Genomic DNA, 17162 nt, shown 5'->3' on the forward strand with positions numbered 1-17162 from the left:
CCCCGGGGGAACAGTGTTGGTTGAAAATGATAATTTCAAGAAATCATCCTATTTTCCCACCCTGATATTCCAGTCCGACCTCGCCGACTGCGAGGGCCTGAACGGTGACCTGCTTTCGGCGATTCGGGCCGAAAGGTCGCAGGACGACACGGGGATCACACGTTCCAACGTGAGTGGACTTGGCGGGTGGCACAGCAAGAATTACCTGCACAGGTCCGAGGCGTTTGCTGGCATGGTGGCGCGGGTCAACTCGGTGAGTGCGCGCATTTCACTCGAACTGGGTTATTCCGACAGGCACGAACTGCGCATCGGCACCATGTGGGCTATCGTCAATCCGCCCGGCAGCCTGAATATCGCCCACGTGCATCCCGGATGCCTGTGGAGTGGCGTCTATTATGTGCAGGCGCCGGAAAACTCCGGCAACATCGAGTTTATCGAGCCGCGTACGGTAAACCTGATGAACCAGGCCAGGTTTCTTGCCGATACGAAAAGGCCCAGGGAGTGTTGGACCAAGGTGAACTACATGCCCAGGGCCGGCCGCATGATCATCTTTCCCAGCTGGCTCTATCACAGCGTACGTCTCAACAACAGTGACGCTTCGGGCAGTGACGCGGAGCGCGTCATCATCAGTTTCAACCTTTCCCAGCACAAGAAGAAATGACGCTCCCATCGGCGGCCTGGCGTGAAACCGGGACCGGTGCGGAAGTCCTTGTATACCGGCGTCGCTGGTTACTGATCCTCGGCGTTGCGATGGTCTTTAGTTTCGTCTGCAACCTGCTTCGACTGACGGGGCCGGTTTTTATCCTGTTGATCCACGACAAGGTCTTGCCCTCCGGATCGACCGACGCTCTGCTCAGGCTGTTCCTGCTGGTGGCGTCCTTTTTCCTGCTGATGGGTATTGTCGATTACGCCAGGAGGCGCATCATTGCCCGGTTGGGTGCCCAGTTTCAGGAAGAAGTTGAAACCTACCTGTTCGCGGCGAGTCCATTGCAGAGTTTTTATTCACGGCAGGCACGCAAGCCGGTTGCCGGCCTGAATGACATCGACAATCTTCGCGGATTCCTGCATTCCAGCGCGATGATCACCGTCCTGGACTCCCTCTGGGTGCCGGTGTTCCTGGCAGTCGTTTTCTATTTTCATACCCTGCTCGGCCTGGCGGTGGTCTGCGGTATCCTGGGGCTGCTGGTACTGGCGTGGGTGCGGTCTTGCGCACTGGACCGGGTGAGTGAAAAGTCCGGCGCCGCGCGGACCAATATCAACGACCTGAAAGACTCGATCATGACCTCCGCCAGCGTGATCCGCGCATTGGGTTTCTCGCGGACCTTCAATACCCGCTGGCTTGAATCGAGGCGAGTATCCCGGGACCTGTCAGTTGCCCGCGCTGACTGGAATACCCTGTTTTCAGTTTTTTCCCGCCAGATTCGCTCCCTGATCCAGTACTCCGTTCTGGCGGCGGGCGCGTACCTGGCGCTGCGGGGCGAGCTGTCCCTGGGCGCTACTATCGCGAGTATGTTTCTCGCTGTCCGGGTTCTGGTGCCTGTGGAGAATTGTATCCAGGAGTTCCCCTCGATTCGCCGGGCAATGGTCAGCTGGAAAAATCTCCAGCGGATAATTGGCCGGCAAAATCCGGCGGGGGGCGCCAGCCCCGGGGAAGGCGGTGTGGGGGGGCTGTACCTGTCGGGCGTGGTCGTGAAATCAGGCTCACCCGGTCAACGAGTCCTCAATGCCATTGATCTCGAAGTCGGGCCCGGGTTCGTGGTGGAGATCAATGGACATTCCGGCAGTGGTAAGACTGTGCTGCTGGAAACCATTATGGGCAGGTATGCGCCGGTGTCCGGCACTGTCAGGTACCGGCCCCCTGAAGGCCCAGGGCGTAATCGCGGATATCCGGTGCGGGATATTGGCTACCTGCCCGAAACGGTCGAATTCATCAGCGGCACACTGGAGGAAAATATTGCCGGTTTCGATCCGGACCTGGTCGTGGCGGATGTTGTCGCAGCCGCCAGGCAGGCGGGGATACACGACGCTATTGCGAGCCTGCCGCAGGGTTACCAGACACGCATAGGTCCACGTGCCGAGCCGTTTTCCCGTGGGCAGCGCTACCGCCTGGGGCTGGCCAGGGCGCTCTACCAAAGTCCGCAACTGCTGTTGATCGACGAGCCCGATGCACTAGTTACCAGTGGTGGCGCGGACAGCCTGCTGAACGAAGTTGCGGCTCGCCAGGTGGATAATGGCGGTTCCCTCCTGCTGGCCTCCCGCGTGCCGATAGCGGGTTTTCAGCCGGACAGGCGCTATTTCCTGAAGCGTGGTGTGCTCGCCGAAGATGTCAGTCTGGAAAAGAAACGGGAGCGCGCGATGCATGATTGAGCGGGATAGCCACGCACCCCCTGAAGTGCTGCAGTCACGCCCTGGGCGCGCTACATGGTCCCTGGTGTGGCCAATGGCCCTGGGAATTATCGCGGTAGTTTCGTTTTGCCTGGTCCTGGCCTTTACCGGAATTGGTGCCGATGCAATTGATGCCCTGGTCTCGCGGGCAGGTACAGGACCCGTTCCTGAGTGAGGTGAATTCCGGGTATTCACTTGGCAGAATCCAAGTGGCGATGTTATAAAAACAAGTTGAATAATATTCAGGAAGAATAACGCAGCCCGGACAAGAAAAGTTCCGGTTTTTCATCGCAAGATTTGCTGTAACCACGCCTGTCCCTCTTCAGGTGCGACAACAAAAGGAGACCTAACATGCCCATACCCGATCCCGCCCAGGCCGATCCCGTAGTACCCGAGACGACTTTCGAGGAAGTCACCGGTATCGATGACCCCAGCGAAACCGACGCCTATGACGAGCTCGATGAAGGCGATGAAGGCGATGAAGGTGACGAGGGCAACGAGGGTGATGAAGGCGATGAGCTGAACGAAGGCGACGAGGGCAACGAGGACGACAACGTCGACGAGGGCGACGAGGGCAACGAGCGCGACGAAGGCGACGAGCGCGATGAGGGCGACGAAGACAACGAGGGCGACGAGGGCGACGAAGGCGACGAGGGCGACGAGGGCGACGAAGGGAGCGACGGCAACGAGGGCGACGAGGCCAACGAAGGCAATGAAGATGATGAGGGCGATGAAGCGGATGAGGGAAACGAAGGCAACGAGGGTGACGAGGGCGACGAGGGTGACGAGGCTGACGAAGGCAACGAAGATGACGAGGGGAATGAGGATGACGAGGGCGACGAGGGCGACGAGATAATGCCTGACGATGGCAACGAAGGCGACGAAGGCGACGAAGGCGACGAAGGCGACGAAGGCAACGAAAGCGATGAAGGCGACGAGTTGGACGAAGGCGACGAGGGCGACGAGGGTGACGAGGCTGACGAAGGCAACGAAGATGACGAGGGGAATGAGGATGACGAGGGCGACGAAGGAAACGAAGGTAATGATGACGGTGACGAGGGCGATGAAGGAGATGAGGGCATCTGAGCCCTGTTAAAACCCTGACACCTTTAAATCACTATTGCCGGCATACTGGCAACGCGCCGACGAACAGGAGAAAAAACCATGACAAGCAGGAAGCCACTCATCGCGCATTGCCGCGCCCTGTTCTTGCCACTGGCGCTGGTGCCACTGCATGCCTACGCCGCACCCTTTGATGTTGCCGGACCCTCCGCCAACAATGTCGACGTCCCCGATACCTCGCCGGTGGTGCTCAATTTCGATATCGCCGATACAGGCTATATCACTTCACTTGGCGTACGGGTTTCCCTCGATACAACGGGCGATGGGGGGGCTGGCTACTGGGACAACGTGTTTGTGCAGATCTCCCACGGCGGCGTCGACGTGGTCCTGATGGACCTGCAGGCCGATGGGGTCGGCAATATAGCGACCCTGGCAGCAACGTTCTCTGATGGCGGCGCCGACCTTGCAGCCTCGGCCCTCGTCGACGGCGCCACAGCCGGTACCTTTGCGCCGCAGAATCCGCTTTCTGCCTTCAACGGCATTCCCCTGCAGGGGCAGTGGACGATTACCATCTGGGACGACACGCATCCCAATGACGGAACTGACCTTTCCGCGTTCTCGATCTTTGGCGATGCAGATGCAACGCCTCCGCCTCCCGGTGCCGCCCCTGCCGCGCCGGCGGCAACAGTCGAGCAGGTGCCGGCCCTGCCAGTGTTTGGCCTGGGTGCAATGGCGCTCGGGATACTGGTGCTGGCCAGGCGTTATTTTTCCCGCCGGAAGTAGCGACAGGATAGCTGTAGCGGGTTCATGCACCGGGTAGGTACAATACCGGAATAATAATCATGAGGACCGCTTATGTTATTTGCCCCCGATGCAATCGAAGAACTGAATTTTCTGCTGCAGTTTGACAACAGCAGTATGAGAAATGGCCTCAAGGTGCATTCCACCGCCCGCGAAGAGGTGGTCACTGCCTGTCGCAGCCTGTACGCCAAGGGCCTGGTGTCGCAGCCCGATGGCGGGTACCTGACTGATGAGGGGATCGAAGCCCTGACCCATGCGCAGGTCCTTGCGGGTATGATGCAGGTCCGCCAGCCAGAAAACTCCAGCGCGTAGAATCACCGGCCTGGGTGGCGGGTTCTACCTGACATAACCGCACACCGCGACAAAGTGACAGGCTGAACCCACCAGCACAAAGAAGTGCCAGATGCCGTGGGCGTGATCCAGCCGGCTGGCCTTGTCCAGGATATAGAACACCACCCCGATGGTGTAGGCGAGGCCGCCAGCCGCCAGCCAGTTGAATCCCGTTGCCGGCAGCGCGGCCTTCAGGCTGGTGAAATCCAGGGAACAGGCCCAGCCCATGCCGAGGTAGATCACTACCTGGATGACCTTGACCGCGCGGCCCTTGAAAAACAGCTCCGAGACGATGCCGATGATCGCCAGGGTCCAGACCAGGGCGAGTATCGCGGTGCCGTTGCTCCCGCGCATACTGACCAGCATGAAGGGCGTATAGGTCCCCGCGATCAGCAGGTAGATCGAGACATGGTCGAGAACCTGGAAGATCCGCTTCAGGCGCGGCCCGCGGAAGCTGTGGTAGAGGGTGGACATGGTGTACAGCAGCACCATGGTCAGGCCGAAGGTGGTGTAGCCCACGATAATTGTGGGGTCGTGGCTCTGGATGCCGAGGGCGAGCAGGGCGCCCAGACCGATCAGCGCGCCGACCGCGCCGACCAGGTGGCTGATGCTGTTCAGCCGTTCCCCGTAATACATCGTCTACCCCGATTGCCTTGCGTACCTGATCGTCGATTGTAAGGGCGAGTGGGGCGCGCGAGAACCGGTAATCCATTCGCTGCCTCGCTACTGCCTTGCTCCCGTAAAGTTATTGATAAAGATTATCATTACGTTTAGCATATTGGTCATCCCACATTACCAGTTGTTTCTGCAAGGATCACCAATGCATTGCCAAAAACTCCCGCTCAGCCTGCTGGTGTCCAGCTGCCTGGCGCTGCTGACCGCTTCCGCTACCGCGGGCGAACTGACGGAAGAAGTGATAGTCACTGCCAACCGGGTGGAAACACCCCTCAGCACGGTGCCCAACACGGTCACGGTGATCAACCAGGTGGAACTGCAGCAACAACTGGCCATCCACAATGATATTTCCACGGTGCTGGGTAACCTGGTGCCCAGCTACTCGCCCTCGCGGCAGAAGATGACCAGTGCCGGCGAGACCCTGCGCGGCCGTGAGCCACTGTACCTGATCGATGGTGTCCCCCAGTCGAACCCACTGCGCAATGGCGGCCGCGACGGCCACACCATTGCGCCCTCGATGCTGGAACGCATCGAGGTCCTGCACGGCGCCAACGCCATCCACGGCCTGGGTGCCGCGGGCGGTGTCATCAACCTGATCACCAAACGCCCCACCGAGGAACTGCAGCAGCATGTCCGGGTGGACAGCAGCTTCCAGACCGAGAGCCTGAGCGAGAGCGGGGATTACGGCGTCGCCTACAGCCTGTCCAACAGTTTTGGCGCAGCGGACGTGCTGGCCGGCGTCGATTACCGCAGTACCGGCATGGCCTACGATGCCGACGGCGAACTGATTGGCGTCGACAATACCCAGGGCGACACCATGGACTCCGAGGCCCTCGACCTGTTCCTGAAAACCGGCTACAACTGGGACGACCAGCGCGTGGAACTGATGGCCAACCGCTACGATATCGAGAGCAACCACGAGTGGGGTTCGGTGCCGGGTGACGTGGACGCGGGCATCCCCAGCGGCGCGGTGAAAACCGACCTGCCCGCGGAGGGCGCGCGCAACAAGGTCACCACGCTGAGTCTCGGTTATGAAAACGAGTCGTTCCTCGGGCAGGGCCTGCGCCTGCAGTTTTACCGGCAGGACTTCGAGGCCACCTACGGCGCGCAGATTACCCCCATTGCGACCTTCCAGGACCCGGCCTACGGCGCTAACCTGATTGACCAGTCGCAGAACAACTCGGAAAAACTCGGCATGAAGCTGACCCTGTCGAAGTCACAGGTCGCGGGACTGCCGCTGTCGCTGGTCTATGGCCTCGATGCCCTGCAGGACGAAACCTGGCAGGCGCTGATCCAGACCGGCCGCTCCTGGGTGCCGGAAACCCGCTATGAAAACTACGCGCCGTTTCTCCAGGTGGAGATTTCCGCGATCGAGGACCTGACGGTTACCGCGGGTATCCGCCACGAGAAATCGACTCTCAAGGTGGACGACTTCACCACCCTGTACACCTACGGCAGCCAGTTTGTGCAGGGCGGTGAACCGGACTTCTCCGAGACCCTGTATAACATTGGCGGCACCTACCAGTTCACCGATGCCTGGCGGGTATTCGCCAATTACTCCGAGGCCTATTCCATGCCCGACGTGGGCCGGGTGTTGCGCGGTATCGACGAGCCGGGCCAGAGCGTGGAGACCTTCCTCGACCTCACCCCGATCCTCACCGAGAACAGCGAGTTCGGCATTGAATTCGACAACGGCACCGTCGAGGTCGAAGTCAGCTACTACATTTCGGATTCGGATTACGGTCAGCGCCTGCAGCGCGGCGCCGATGGCATTTATACCGTGCAGCGGGAGAAAACCGAGATCGACGGCCTGGAGGCCAGTGTGCGCTGGGCGGCCACCGATAACGACCTGCTGGGCCTGCGCTACGCCGAGATCGACGGCCGCTACGACTCCGACGACGACGGCAAGGTGGATTCGGACCTCGACGGCACCAACGTCGCGCCCGACCGCCTCAACCTGAGCTGGGACCACAGCTGGAACGATCGGGTGAACTCGCGCCTGCAGCTCAACTACCTGCTCGATCGCTCGGTGAAGGACAGCAGCGGCACCACGGTCAACGAATTCGACGGCTATACCACGGTGGATTTCAGCACCGATGTAAAAGCCTTCGGCGGCGTGCTGAACCTGTCGGTGCAGAACCTGACCAACACCGATTACTACAGTTACTACTCGCAGAGCAGTCCCAACGACCTGCGCTACTTCAAGGGCATCGGGCGCAGCTATTCCCTCGCCTACCAGTACAGCTTCTAGGGGCGGTCGAAAGGCTAGCCCCGTGGGAAAAGCAGCCGCTCGCCCGCTCAGGAAGCGGCCACCCGGGCTCTGGCGCTGGCACCTCTGGGCCGGCCTGGGTGGCCTGCTGGTCCTGCTGGTGGCCGCGGCGAGCGGCACCTTGCTGGTTTACCAGAAGGAACTGGTCGCGCTGGTGGTGACACCGGACGCGCAACTCCCGGCGGGCTATGGGCACGACAGTATCGCCCGCGAACTGGCGCAGATCGCCTCCAGCGGCGAGCCCGGCCAGGCGCTCGCGCTCAAGGCGCCCAGTGCGCTGGAACCGTACTGGACATTGCGCCACCCCGAGGGCCTGGAACTGCTCGCCCTGGGCAGCCTGGAACCCTACCGGGAGCGCCTGTGGTTCCTGCGTGCTGTCGAACTCGTTCGCGAATTGCATGTCGACCTGTTTGCCGCCCGGTGGGGCGAGATGCTGCTATTGGCCGCTGCCGTGCTGGCGCTGTTTCTCTGTGTCAGCGGCCTGCTGCTGTGGTGGCCGGGGCGGCGCAAGTTCAGCTGGCGTTGGGTCCTGCCGCGCCGCGTTCGCCTCTCCCAGCTGTTGCAGTACCACCGCCATGCCGGGGCGCTGGCCAGTCCCTTGCTGGCGCTGGTCTTGCTGACCGGGGCGCTGATGTTGTGGCAGAAACTGGTGCGGCCGATCCTGCCGCCGCCCGCCACGCATACCGAGCAGCAAGCCGCCGGCAGTGGGGCACCGGGTGGCGTGGCGGCCGCCTACCAGCTTGCCCGGTCGCGGATGGCCGATGGCTGGCCCACCTATATCCGCATCGGGACGGAGCAGGGGGAAGCGCAGTTGAAAGTGCGTTTCCGCCTGCCGGGTGAATGGCACCTCAACGGGCGCAGTTCGGTACAGGTCGGTTTGCGCTCGGGCGACATCGTGGTCACCGAGCGCTCTGACCAGGTGGGCGCGGTCCGCAAACTGGTCAACCAGCTGTATCCCCTGCATTCCGGTTTTGGCATGCACACTGTCTATCGCTTGCTTTCCCTGCTGGTGGGCGTGGCGCTGTTCTGGCTCTGCGCAACCGGCGGAATCCACTACCTCAAGCGCCTGCAGCATCGCCGTTCCCGGCAGCGACTGCTGGACGCGGCATAAGCGCGCCAGCTTGCGCACTCATGCCCAGGCCCCGCTCAGCCGGAGCGCCTGTTAGCCAGTTTTTCCAGTTCCATCAGGGTCTCGACATGGTTGATGAAATGGTCGAGGTAGGCGGGCGAAAGGTCCTGCAGGGTGCGGATGGCACGGGTCACCAGGCGGTGGGAATTCAAGGGCCCGGCATCGCTGGGGGTCCGGGTCAGGGCGTTTGCGATGCGCTCGCGGCGGTGGCGTTCCCGGCGGGCGGCCCGGGCGCGCCCGAGGGCCCTGATTTCACGCGGTGCCTGTGCCGTGGGGCTGGTGGTGCTGTGGGTGTCCAGCAGGGCACTTTCCTGGGCCTTTAAGGTTAGCTGGAGAGGGTTGCCTGACCTGGCCGGGCTATCTTCCAGCGGTACCCTGCGCTGGCCCAGTTGCCGCAGCGGGGTAGAAACCGGCGGGCGGCGCAGTCGCCGCAACAGCGCGCGGAAGTCCTGGGCATCGAACAATGCGTGCAGCCCGGTATCGGTGATGGCGTCGAGGGCCTGTCCGGCCTGGTCGCGAGCCGCCTGCAGGCGTTGGCGGTAGTCCGCCAGGGCCTCCGCCAGGCGTTGCAGGCTGCGCTGGCTGCAGTAGCGCTGCTGCTGCAGGCGTTCGGCCTGGCGTTGCAGGAAACAGAATCGCGCCGGGTCGAAGCGGCTGGCGCCGCTTTGCGCCAGTTGGGCGATCTCCGCGACCAGTTCGGCCAGTTGCAACTGCGCCTGCGCTTCAGCCATTGCCAGCCTCTGCGGCGCCTGGTGCATTCTCCGGGACTGAGCCGTCGCGCCGCGGTACCGTGGTCAGCTCCACCCGGCGGTTCTTGGCCCGCTGCTCGTCGCTGTCGTTGGGCGCCACCGGCTGGTGCGGGCCGAAGGCCGCGGCAAACACCTGGTCCGCGGGCATGCCCTGTTCGATCAGGCTGCGGGTTACGGTGAGCGCGCGCTGGGCGGAAAGCCCCCAGTTGTCCTCGTAGCGACGGTTGCCGCGCTGTATCGGCAGGTCGTCGGTGAAGCCGCTGACCATCAGCATCTCGTCGTGCTGCTCGAGATAGACCTCCAGGGGTTTGGCCAGGTCCCGCAGGAGCAGTTCGCCCTCCGGCTCCAGCTGGTCCGAATTGAGCTGGAACAGGACGCTGCCGCTGATCCCGATGCGGCCGTCGCGGAAGGTGATCCGGCCGCTGGCCAGCGGGTCGGCGAGCGCCTGTTCCAGCGCCAGGCGGCGCTGTTCCTCGGCGATCCGTTTTTCCTTTTCCTGCTCCAGCGACAGGTTCAGCTCCAGCTGGATGCCGATCACCCAGACCAGTATGAGCACCAGGATGCCGACCAGGGCGGCCATCAGGTCAGAGAAGACAGCCCAGACCGGGGAGGCCTGGGACTCGTGATCGTGCAGCTCGTCCATCAGCCGGCCCCGGCCTGGGTGCCATCCCGGCCGGGCAGGGCGCCGAGGGCGTTGATCACCTCTGCCTGGGAGGTCATGCTCAGTTCGATGACTTCGCGGGCCTGTTCGACATAGTAGGCCAGTTGCTCGTCGGCCCGGGCGGCGGATTTTTCCAGTGCCGCCTCTACCTGCTGCAGGTTGTCGAGGAGTTTGTCGTTACTCTCGCTGAAGACCTGAACGGCTGCGCCGAAGGCGTCGCTGAGGCTGGCCACCTCGGCGGCACTGCCGCTGAGGTCGCCCGCCATCTCGTTGAGCCGCCCGCCCTGTGCGCTGACCTGCTGGTTGAAGGTTGCACCCACCTGGCTGAGGGTTTCCCCGGTGCGGGTGACCAGTGTCTCGATGGCGTCGCGCTGGGCGGCGGCGGTAGCGCGCTGCTCGCTGAGCAATGCGTCCAGCTCCAGCATGATGCGCTGGCGCTCTTCGAGCAGCTGGTTGTCCCGCTGGCTGTTGCGGGCCATTTCTTCGTTCAGTCGACTGATGACCTCGGCGGCGGCTTTCGGGGTTTCCGAGGCGGTTTCGATCAGCCGGGTCATGGGCGCCTCCAGTGCGCTGCCGAGTCGGCCGAGGTGCTCCGCGACAGTGCCCTCGAGCCCGGCCAGTCGATCGCTGGCGGCGGCGCCGCGTTCGGCTTCGGCGTCGCGCAGGGCGCTGAGTTCGCCGCGCAGGGCGGCCAGCAGTTCGCCCAGCCCCTGGCGCTGGCTATCCAGCAGGGCGGCCGCGCCGGTCTCGAACTGCAGGCTGTGTTCGGCGATGGCCGAGCGCAACAGTTGCGCCAGTTCACCGCTGGCGGCGTGTTGCTGCCGGCCCTGGTCCAGCCACTGGCTGGCGGCCTGTTCGACGGCCGCGCTGTAGTGGGCGGTCGCCGCTTCTAGCTGGTGGCGTTGTTGTTCGGCCTGCTGTTGCTGTAGCGCGTTCGCCTGCTGCAGGGCTGCCTGGCTGGCGTCCTGCTGGCTGGCCAGCTGTTCCATCCAGTGCTGCAGGCTGTCCTCGCTGGATTGGCGGAACTGCTCACTGACGGCCTGCAGTTGCCGGGAACTGTCCTCTGCCAGGGCTTGCTGGGCGTCGCGCAGGCTGCTGACAAGCTGCTCGCCATCGGCCCGGAAACTCGCCTGGTGCTCGCGGAGCGAGGTGCTGAAGTCCTCCACCAGCCGGGCGCTGGTCTGCTGGTGGGTATCGAGGCCACTGCGCCAGTGGTCGGCGGCGGACTCGGTGGTCTCGCGGAACTGACGGGTCAATTGGCCCAGCTGCTGCTCACTCAGGTCGACCAGGCGCTGGTGAGTGCCCTCGACCTGCTGGCTGAGGCTGGCGATGGATTGCGCCATCAGGGGCTGGATGTTCTCCACCGCCAGGCGGCTGCTGGCGGCCAGGGTGCTGTCGAGGGACTGGGCCACGGATTGCGCCAGTTGTTGATACTGGTCCTGCACGCTGGCGTGAAAACTGCGCTGGTTGTCGGTCAGGGTGTCGCGCAGTTCGCTGCCCAGCTGCTCCATGCGCCCGGTGAGGCCCTGCAGGGCCTCGACCAGTGCCGGGAACGCCGCGGTTTGCTGGTGCAGCGCTGCGTAGGCGGCGGCGCGCTGGTGATCCATCGAGAACGGATGCAGGGCGCTGTCACAGAGGTTGTCGAGCCGGCGCGATACCAGCAGGCGATCGCGGCGGCAGAGGGTTGCGGACAGGCCGAGCATCGCCGACGCGGCGACCCCGGCGATGGAGGTGCCGAAGGCGAGGCTGAGGCCGGCAATCGGCGCCGAAAGCGCGCTGCGAATGGCGGCCAGTTCACTGCTGCCATTCAGGGCCGTGGCGGCGCCCTGCAGGGTCACGATCATGCCGACGAAGGTGCCCAGCAGGCCCAGCATGACCAGCAGGCCGGTCAGGTAGGGGGTGAGGACCGGGCCGGGCAGTGGCGCCGGGTGGCCGTCGATGCGGCGCTGGACACTGTGGCGCAGCGAAACGGGCAGGGCCTGCAGCCAGTCGCCCAGTGCGTCGCGGCTGTCGGGCGGGGTGTCCAGCTCAGCCTCCAGCCGGGCAGTGTTGCGGCGAAACGCCAGCAGTTCCAAAAGGCCCAGGCTGTAACCGGCGGCGATCACCAGGGTGACGGCCAGGGCTATCGGGTTGTCGAGAAAACGGGTGGCAATCCACACGATGGCGAGGGCGCCCGCGGCAAAGGGGACGGCAAACAGGAAGCGTTTCATGGGGTGCTGCGTACTCCGTGGTTCTCTTGCGCGGCAGGCGCGCGGTCGGCGCCACCACTGTTATCTGCGGCGGTACTGCCTGCGAGCTGCTCCCGGGCCGCCTCCAGCAGGCCCAGCACCGGTTCCTGGCGGGCCTCCAGCTCGGCCAGCAGGAGCATTTTCAGTTCCGCGCGAAACTGCTGTAGCCAGCTGTGAGGCTCCAGCCAGGCGGCGGGAGGTTGCTCCGGGTCGCGCTGCTGCCACAGTGTGCGGTAGCGGGTCTCCAGAATCCCGGGTAGCGCGGCAAAGCCCTGGCGTACATAGCTCGCGAGGCCGCTTTCGAACACGGCATCCAGTTCGGCCAGGTGAGCCAGCCGGGCATTCTGTGCAGCCAGTTGCCGCCGGCAGCGCAGGCGCAGGTTGGCGACCCCGGCAATCATTTGCCGCTGGTGTGCCTGGTAAAAGTTGCTGTAAGTGCTGAACGGCGGGCGCTTGCCGGGAGCGGCCCCGGCACCGGGCGCGGGCAGCGCGATGACCGAGGGCGCCGTTTCACCCCTGAAGCTGCGCGCCAGCTGCTCCAGCAGCGCACGTCGGGAATCCAGCAGGTCCTCCTGCAGTTCCTGCAGCAGGTTTTCCGCCGGGCTGAACGGGCCCGCTGGCTTATGCCGGGTGGCGCCGTCCAGGGCGATGGCGTCGGACAGGTCGAACAGGCGGCCCAGGCGCTCGGCGAAGTCGCCGTGCCGGGCGCCTGCCAGCCGCTTGTCCAGCTCGCCCAACAGCTGCGCGAGGCGGCTGCCGGCGGGGCCGGATGGGGACGGCGTGTGGGTCCTGGGCATGGGCATATCCGTTGGTGGTGCCGTGGGCCCTGAGGCAGACCCCGGCAAACCGGCCATTCTAATCGGGAAAGGGGCCGGATGATAATGGGTCTTGCGGCGCTCGGGTAGTAGCGGGGTTCCCGCAGCGCCTGCAGAACGGGTGACAGACCAGGGCAGGGCAGGGTAGTGGACTGTGTACAGGAGACATTGCGCAAGGGGGGCCAGGAGCGGCTTCCCGACAGGGCAGGGACGGCTATCCCGGTTCGGGGGTGTTGCTGCAGGTTCTGAAAAAATTCATAAATTTCATTGAGTTATGTGTTTGCGTGGCGGGCTGGCGGCTACTATCCTTTGACGCGAAGTTGTGTTCTACTTCAAGCAATATAAATTTTTATTTTCTGTCAGGGGAAGGGGAATCGGGGGATGAGACGTAGTTTTATACTGGTCGTATTATGTGCGCTCGCCGGCACTGTGCTGGCGCAATCCACCGGCACATTGACCTACGGGCCGGCCGTGGCCGCCGCGCCGGTTCCGGGAGCCCCCGCGGCGACCGCGGTACCGATCCCCCTGTTGCTTCTGCTGCCCCTCGGGATAGCCCTGGCCTGGCTGGGTTTCCGGGCGCTGCGCAAGCACTCCGCTCGCCTGCTGGGGGCCGTGCTGATTCTCTCCGGGCTCGGCATGGGTATCGCCGGCAGCCTGCAGATTCCGGGCGCCATCGCGCTTGCAGTGGACATGATCGAACTGAATGACCCGAATGGCGGCACAGTCGATATACCCCAGGGCAATGCCGTCTACACCAATACCTCCACCGTATCGCTGAAAATTGGCTCAGTGGTGGCGCCCCCCACCTGTGCCACGGCTTCCCCGACGGACGAGTGTGTCCCGGGCCTGGTGCTCGCCGACACCGAAAGTTGCTCCACGGTATACAGTTGTGGGCCGGTCTGCGGCAACGCGCTGGTGGAAACCGGCGAGGCCTGTGACGACGGCAACCTCAACAACAACGACGCCTGCCTCAACAGCTGCCAGGCCGCGGCCTGTGGTGATGGCATCGTCTGGGCCGCGGTCGAGCAGTGCGATGACGGGAATCTCCAGGATGGCGACGGTTGCGCCAATGACTGCACCATCGAGCCCGCGCCGGTCTGTGGCAACGGCATCGAGGAAGTGGGCGAGTGCGGCACCTTTGGAACCTGCCAGGCGGATTGCAGCAGCTGTACACCGAGTTGCAACGGCCTGTCCTGCGGTGATGACGGTTGCGGCGGCAGCTGTGGCACCTGTGGTGGGGGGACGGAGTGTTCAGGTGGTCTGTGCCTGGCCCCGCCTCCGTAACGTAGCACCGCCATGCGTGCGGGCGACAAGCTGAATCTGCCTGTCGCCCCTCGCGGGGGCGGGCCGCCCCCTAGTCCCGGTACCAGCCCGAAATACTGCGCATGCCGGCTTCGCCAGTACCCGTCTGGCAGCTGATTTTCCCGGAGACCAGGATCTGCTCCCCGTCGCGCCCAACCACCAGCTCGCCAGTGCCCGGCGAACCGTGGCCCCGGTCGCAGCGGGTACCGGAATCGAGGTAGTAGACCTGGGCGCCGTAAACTTGCAGGTCTGCATCGCCGACCAGCGAAAAGTTCACGATGGCATTGGCGCCCATCAGGTTGCTTTTGCGGATATTGCCCATGTTCAGCGGCATGACATTCCTGCCTGACAGCAGCGGCAGTCCCTCGACCTCGATCTGCCAGGTGGGCGGGCCCTCGGCGCCGACGCTGCCTGTTGCGAGAATGCCTCCGAGGAGTGCCAGGTAGGTGATTGATTTCGGTAAAGCCATTGCTAGCATTGCCCCTTCAGGATATCGTCTTTTGCGGTCTCGCCATTGCCGAGACCATCGAGTAACACGCCCACGTTCTCGCCGGACAACGCTGGGTCCGCGCAACCCCCATCGGTCTGTTCAAACTAGACGCCCCGCCCGGGTAGTACAAGTCGCAGGACCCGGGACCTGGTCCCGCGCAGCGCCCCGGTTGATCTGAACCGGGCTTCCCGGCGTACCAAGGTTCTATCCCCGCTGCCGGTGTTTCCTGCCATGCGTTACTTCACGGTTGTTTTCCTCCTGCTCCTGCCGATACTTGCGGCGTGCTCCTCCGTGGAAGTGGAGGATTACGCCAGTAACCAGCCGCTAATGGATCCGCGGACGTTCTTCTCCGGGCCACTGGTCGCACACGGCGTGATCAAGGACCGCAGTGGCAAGGTGTTTCGCCGCTTCACCGCTGACATCCTGGGCCATTGGCAGGGCGAGACGGGGACCCTGGAAGAGGATTTTCGCTTTGCTGACGGGGAAACCGAGCGCCGGGTGTGGACACTGCGCAAACACGCCGACGGCCACTATACGGCCACCGCCGGGGATGTGATCGGGGAGGGCCGTGCCAGTGTGGCGGGCAACGCCATGTTCCTCGACTACGTGCTCCGCGTACCCTGGCGGGATGGCTCGATAGACCTCCACGTGGATGACCGGATGTACCTGGTGAACGAAGACGTGCTCATCAACGAGTCGGTCATGAGCAAGTTCGGTTTCCGGGTCGGGTCGATCCTGCTGACGATAGTCCGGGTTGGGAACAGCTGAGCTGTTTCCGGCTCCGGGCGCCTGACTGCCTTACGCTCGCGACCAGTTTGTGGCAGGATTGCCTCCGCGCGTCGGAAACTTCCCGCGGCGACAGAACAGGGTGACGGCAAGCCGTGGCCCACAATAATAATTTGAAATGTAAAGAAGACTATGAAACCCATCGCATGGCTGGCCCTGCCGGCGTTAACCCTGCTGGCGTCTTCGGGCGCCAGCGCCAGTGAACTCAATGCGGCTGATACCGCCTGGATGCTCACGGCGACCGCTCTCGTACTGTTCATGACCATCCCCGGCCTGTCGCTGTTCTATGCCGGCCTGGTGCGGGTCAAGAACGTACTCTCGGTCCTGATGCAATGTTTTGCGCTGACCTGCCTGATGTCCCTGCTCTGGTTTGCTGTCGGTTACACCATCGCCTTTGGTTCCGACGGGGTGGAGCAGGGCGCCCTGCTGGGCGATTTCGGCAACCTGTTCCTGGCCGGGATCACCATGGACAGCCTCAACGGGGGCATCCCGGCGACGCTATTCGCCATCTTCCAGATGACCTTCGCCATTATCACGCCGGCCCTGATTGTCGGCGGCTTTGCCGAGCGCATGCGCTTCTCCGCGATGCTGCTGTTTTCCGCGATCTGGATGCTCCTCGTGTACGCGCCGGTCTGCCACTGGGTCTGGGGCGGCGGCTGGCTGGGTGACATGGGCCTGCAGGACTTCGCCGGCGGTACCGTGGTGCACGTGACCGCAGCGGTAGCGGCGCTGGTGGCCGCGCTGGTGATGGGCCCGCGGCGCGGTTTCGGCACCGTGGCCATGCCGCCGCACAACCTCACCCTCACGGTCGCGGGTGCGGGCATGCTCTGGGTGGGCTGGTTCGGCTTCAATGCCGGCTCCGCGGTGGCCGCCGACAACAGCGCGGCGATGGCCATGCTGGTGACACACCTGTCCGCCGCCTCCGGTTCCCTGGCCTGGATGGCGATGGAATGGATTCGCCACGGCAAGCCCTCCGTGCTCGGTATCGTTACCGGCATGGTGGCGGGCCTGGGCACGATCACCCCTGCCTCTGGTTCGGTCGGCCCCGCCGCCGCGGTAGTGATCGGGTTGTCAGCCGGTGTCATCTGCTACCTGGCGACCAACTGGATCAAGCTGAAACTGAAAATCGACGACAGCCTCGACGTGTTCCCGGTGCACGGGGTGGGCGGTATCCTGGGTACCCTGCTGGCGGGGGTTTTCTGTTCCACCCAACTGGGCATCTTCAGCGGCAACGGCTTTTCCGCGGGCATCGACAGCATCGGCGGGCAACTGGCGGTACAGGCCACCGGCGTGGCGTCGACCTTTATCTACACCGCGGTGGTGAGCTACATCATCCTGAAGTTTGTCGACGTGGTGGTGGGCCTGCGGGTAGACGCTGACCAGGAAACCCAGGGCCTCGACCTGGTGCTGCACGACGAACGCGGTTACGACCTCTGATCGGGATTTTGGGTATCGTGCCCCTCTGCTGAGGGGCACGATA

The 17162-nt window shown here is 63.7% G+C and carries 16 protein-coding genes; 10 read left to right on the plus strand and 6 right to left on the minus strand.

Annotated features, from left to right (window positions below; all coding sequences use genetic code 11):
• Nucleotides 1-13 precede the first annotated feature (13 nt).
• The 5 genes from ACNKU3_RS02435 to ACNKU3_RS02455 all read left to right on the plus strand — a co-directional run bounded on the left by ACNKU3_RS02435 (nt 14) and on the right by ACNKU3_RS02455 (nt 4560).
• The gene (locus tag ACNKU3_RS02435) at nt 14-661 is read left to right on the plus strand and encodes a TIGR02466 family protein (RefSeq protein WP_418257817.1); all 648 of its coding nucleotides are present in this window, start codon (nt 14-16) and stop codon (nt 659-661) included.
• Nucleotides 658-2367: an ATP-binding cassette domain-containing protein gene (locus ACNKU3_RS02440; protein WP_418257818.1), complete on the plus strand. Its 1710-nt coding sequence runs from the start codon at nt 658-660 to the stop codon at nt 2365-2367. Before ACNKU3_RS02435 ends, ACNKU3_RS02440 begins: the two co-directional genes overlap by 4 nt.
• Before the next feature lie 369 nt (nt 2368-2736).
• The gene (locus ACNKU3_RS02445; protein WP_418257819.1) at nt 2737-3471 is read left to right on the plus strand and encodes a hypothetical protein; all 735 of its coding nucleotides are present in this window, start codon (nt 2737-2739) and stop codon (nt 3469-3471) included.
• Nucleotides 3472-3549: 78 nt separating this feature from the next.
• Complete coding sequence (locus tag ACNKU3_RS02450) at nt 3550-4230, plus strand: hypothetical protein (RefSeq protein WP_418257820.1); 681 nt, start codon at nt 3550-3552, stop codon at nt 4228-4230.
• 72 nt (nt 4231-4302) lie between these two features.
• Nucleotides 4303-4560, plus strand: coding sequence for a TIGR02647 family protein (locus ACNKU3_RS02455; RefSeq protein ID WP_418257821.1), 258 nt, complete (start codon nt 4303-4305; stop codon nt 4558-4560).
• Between the two features lie 24 nt (nt 4561-4584).
• Here ACNKU3_RS02455 and trhA read toward each other — a convergent pair whose 3' ends face one another.
• Nucleotides 4585-5214, minus strand: a complete 630-nt coding sequence (trhA, locus tag ACNKU3_RS02460) for a PAQR family membrane homeostasis protein TrhA (RefSeq protein ID WP_418257822.1) — start codon at nt 5212-5214, stop codon at nt 4585-4587.
• 184 nt (nt 5215-5398) lie between these two features.
• Between trhA and ACNKU3_RS02465 the strand changes: the two genes are divergently transcribed.
• Together ACNKU3_RS02465 and ACNKU3_RS02470 are read left to right on the plus strand one after the other, a co-directional pair.
• A complete protein-coding gene (locus ACNKU3_RS02465) occupies nt 5399-7504 on the plus strand; it encodes a TonB-dependent receptor (protein WP_418257823.1) in 2106 nt (701 codons plus the stop codon).
• A 22-nt stretch (nt 7505-7526) separates the two neighbouring features.
• The gene (locus ACNKU3_RS02470) at nt 7527-8633 is read left to right on the plus strand and encodes a PepSY-associated TM helix domain-containing protein (RefSeq protein WP_418257824.1); all 1107 of its coding nucleotides are present in this window, start codon (nt 7527-7529) and stop codon (nt 8631-8633) included.
• 35 nt (nt 8634-8668) lie between these two features.
• Here ACNKU3_RS02470 and ACNKU3_RS02475 read toward each other — a convergent pair whose 3' ends face one another.
• The 4 genes from ACNKU3_RS02475 to ACNKU3_RS02490 are packed head-to-tail and all read right to left on the minus strand — an operon-like array spanning nt 8669 to nt 13086.
• The gene (locus tag ACNKU3_RS02475; RefSeq protein ID WP_418257825.1) at nt 8669-9382 is read right to left on the minus strand and encodes a DUF2894 domain-containing protein; all 714 of its coding nucleotides are present in this window, start codon (nt 9380-9382) and stop codon (nt 8669-8671) included.
• A complete protein-coding gene (locus tag ACNKU3_RS02480) occupies nt 9375-10043 on the minus strand; it encodes an OmpA family protein (RefSeq protein WP_418257826.1) in 669 nt (222 codons plus the stop codon). The genes ACNKU3_RS02475 and ACNKU3_RS02480 overlap by 8 nt, the downstream gene beginning before the upstream one ends.
• The gene (locus tag ACNKU3_RS02485) at nt 10043-12271 is read right to left on the minus strand and encodes a DUF802 domain-containing protein (protein WP_418257827.1); all 2229 of its coding nucleotides are present in this window, start codon (nt 12269-12271) and stop codon (nt 10043-10045) included. The genes ACNKU3_RS02480 and ACNKU3_RS02485 overlap by 1 nt, the downstream gene beginning before the upstream one ends.
• On the minus strand, nt 12268-13086 hold the full coding sequence (locus tag ACNKU3_RS02490) for a DUF3348 family protein (protein ID WP_418257828.1): 819 nt from the start codon (nt 13084-13086) through the stop codon (nt 12268-12270). The genes ACNKU3_RS02485 and ACNKU3_RS02490 overlap by 4 nt, the downstream gene beginning before the upstream one ends.
• Before the next feature lie 399 nt (nt 13087-13485).
• Between ACNKU3_RS02490 and ACNKU3_RS02495 the strand changes: the two genes are divergently transcribed.
• Nucleotides 13486-14388 carry a midcut-by-XrtH protein gene (locus tag ACNKU3_RS02495; RefSeq protein ID WP_418257829.1) on the plus strand — a complete coding sequence of 301 codons (903 nt, stop codon included), beginning with the start codon at nt 13486-13488 and terminating at the stop codon, nt 14386-14388.
• A gap of 70 nt (nt 14389-14458) precedes the next feature.
• Here the strand turns inward: ACNKU3_RS02495 and ACNKU3_RS02500 are convergent, their stop codons facing one another.
• Nucleotides 14459-14875 carry a hypothetical protein gene (locus tag ACNKU3_RS02500; protein WP_418257830.1) on the minus strand — a complete coding sequence of 139 codons (417 nt, stop codon included), beginning with the start codon at nt 14873-14875 and terminating at the stop codon, nt 14459-14461.
• Between the two features lie 252 nt (nt 14876-15127).
• Between ACNKU3_RS02500 and ACNKU3_RS02505 the strand changes: the two genes are divergently transcribed.
• Entirely contained in the window at nt 15128-15664 is a 537-nt protein-coding gene (locus ACNKU3_RS02505) for a DUF3833 domain-containing protein (RefSeq protein WP_418257831.1), read from the plus strand.
• A gap of 150 nt (nt 15665-15814) precedes the next feature.
• On the plus strand, nt 15815-17119 hold the full coding sequence (locus ACNKU3_RS02510) for an ammonium transporter (protein WP_418257832.1): 1305 nt from the start codon (nt 15815-15817) through the stop codon (nt 17117-17119).
• Nucleotides 17120-17162 lie beyond the last annotated feature (43 nt).

This window comes from Haliea sp. E17, assembly GCF_048323675.1.
Classification (GTDB): Bacteria; Pseudomonadota; Gammaproteobacteria; order Pseudomonadales; family Halieaceae; genus Mangrovimicrobium.

Coding starts and splice junctions, on each gene's coding strand:
- ACNKU3_RS02485 (WP_418257827.1), bottom strand. CDS start 12,271: ATGAAACGCTTCCTGTTTGCCGTCCCCTTTGCCGCGGGCGCCCTCGCC.
- ACNKU3_RS02455 (WP_418257821.1), top strand. CDS start 4,303: ATGTTATTTGCCCCCGATGCAATCGAAGAACTGAATTTTCTGCTGCAG.
- ACNKU3_RS02490 (WP_418257828.1), bottom strand. CDS start 13,086: ATGCCCAGGACCCACACGCCGTCCCCATCCGGCCCCGCCGGCAGCCGC.
- trhA (WP_418257822.1), bottom strand. CDS start 5,214: ATGTATTACGGGGAACGGCTGAACAGCATCAGCCACCTGGTCGGCGCG.
- ACNKU3_RS02495 (WP_418257829.1), top strand. CDS start 13,486: ATGAGACGTAGTTTTATACTGGTCGTATTATGTGCGCTCGCCGGCACT.
- ACNKU3_RS02505 (WP_418257831.1), top strand. CDS start 15,128: ATGCGTTACTTCACGGTTGTTTTCCTCCTGCTCCTGCCGATACTTGCG.
- ACNKU3_RS02450 (WP_418257820.1), top strand. CDS start 3,550: ATGACAAGCAGGAAGCCACTCATCGCGCATTGCCGCGCCCTGTTCTTG.
- ACNKU3_RS02500 (WP_418257830.1), bottom strand. CDS start 14,875: ATGGCTTTACCGAAATCAATCACCTACCTGGCACTCCTCGGAGGCATT.
- ACNKU3_RS02480 (WP_418257826.1), bottom strand. CDS start 10,043: ATGGACGAGCTGCACGATCACGAGTCCCAGGCCTCCCCGGTCTGGGCT.
- ACNKU3_RS02440 (WP_418257818.1), top strand. CDS start 658: ATGACGCTCCCATCGGCGGCCTGGCGTGAAACCGGGACCGGTGCGGAA.
- ACNKU3_RS02475 (WP_418257825.1), bottom strand. CDS start 9,382: ATGGCTGAAGCGCAGGCGCAGTTGCAACTGGCCGAACTGGTCGCGGAG.
- ACNKU3_RS02465 (WP_418257823.1), top strand. CDS start 5,399: ATGCATTGCCAAAAACTCCCGCTCAGCCTGCTGGTGTCCAGCTGCCTG.
- ACNKU3_RS02445 (WP_418257819.1), top strand. CDS start 2,737: ATGCCCATACCCGATCCCGCCCAGGCCGATCCCGTAGTACCCGAGACG.
- ACNKU3_RS02510 (WP_418257832.1), top strand. CDS start 15,815: ATGAAACCCATCGCATGGCTGGCCCTGCCGGCGTTAACCCTGCTGGCG.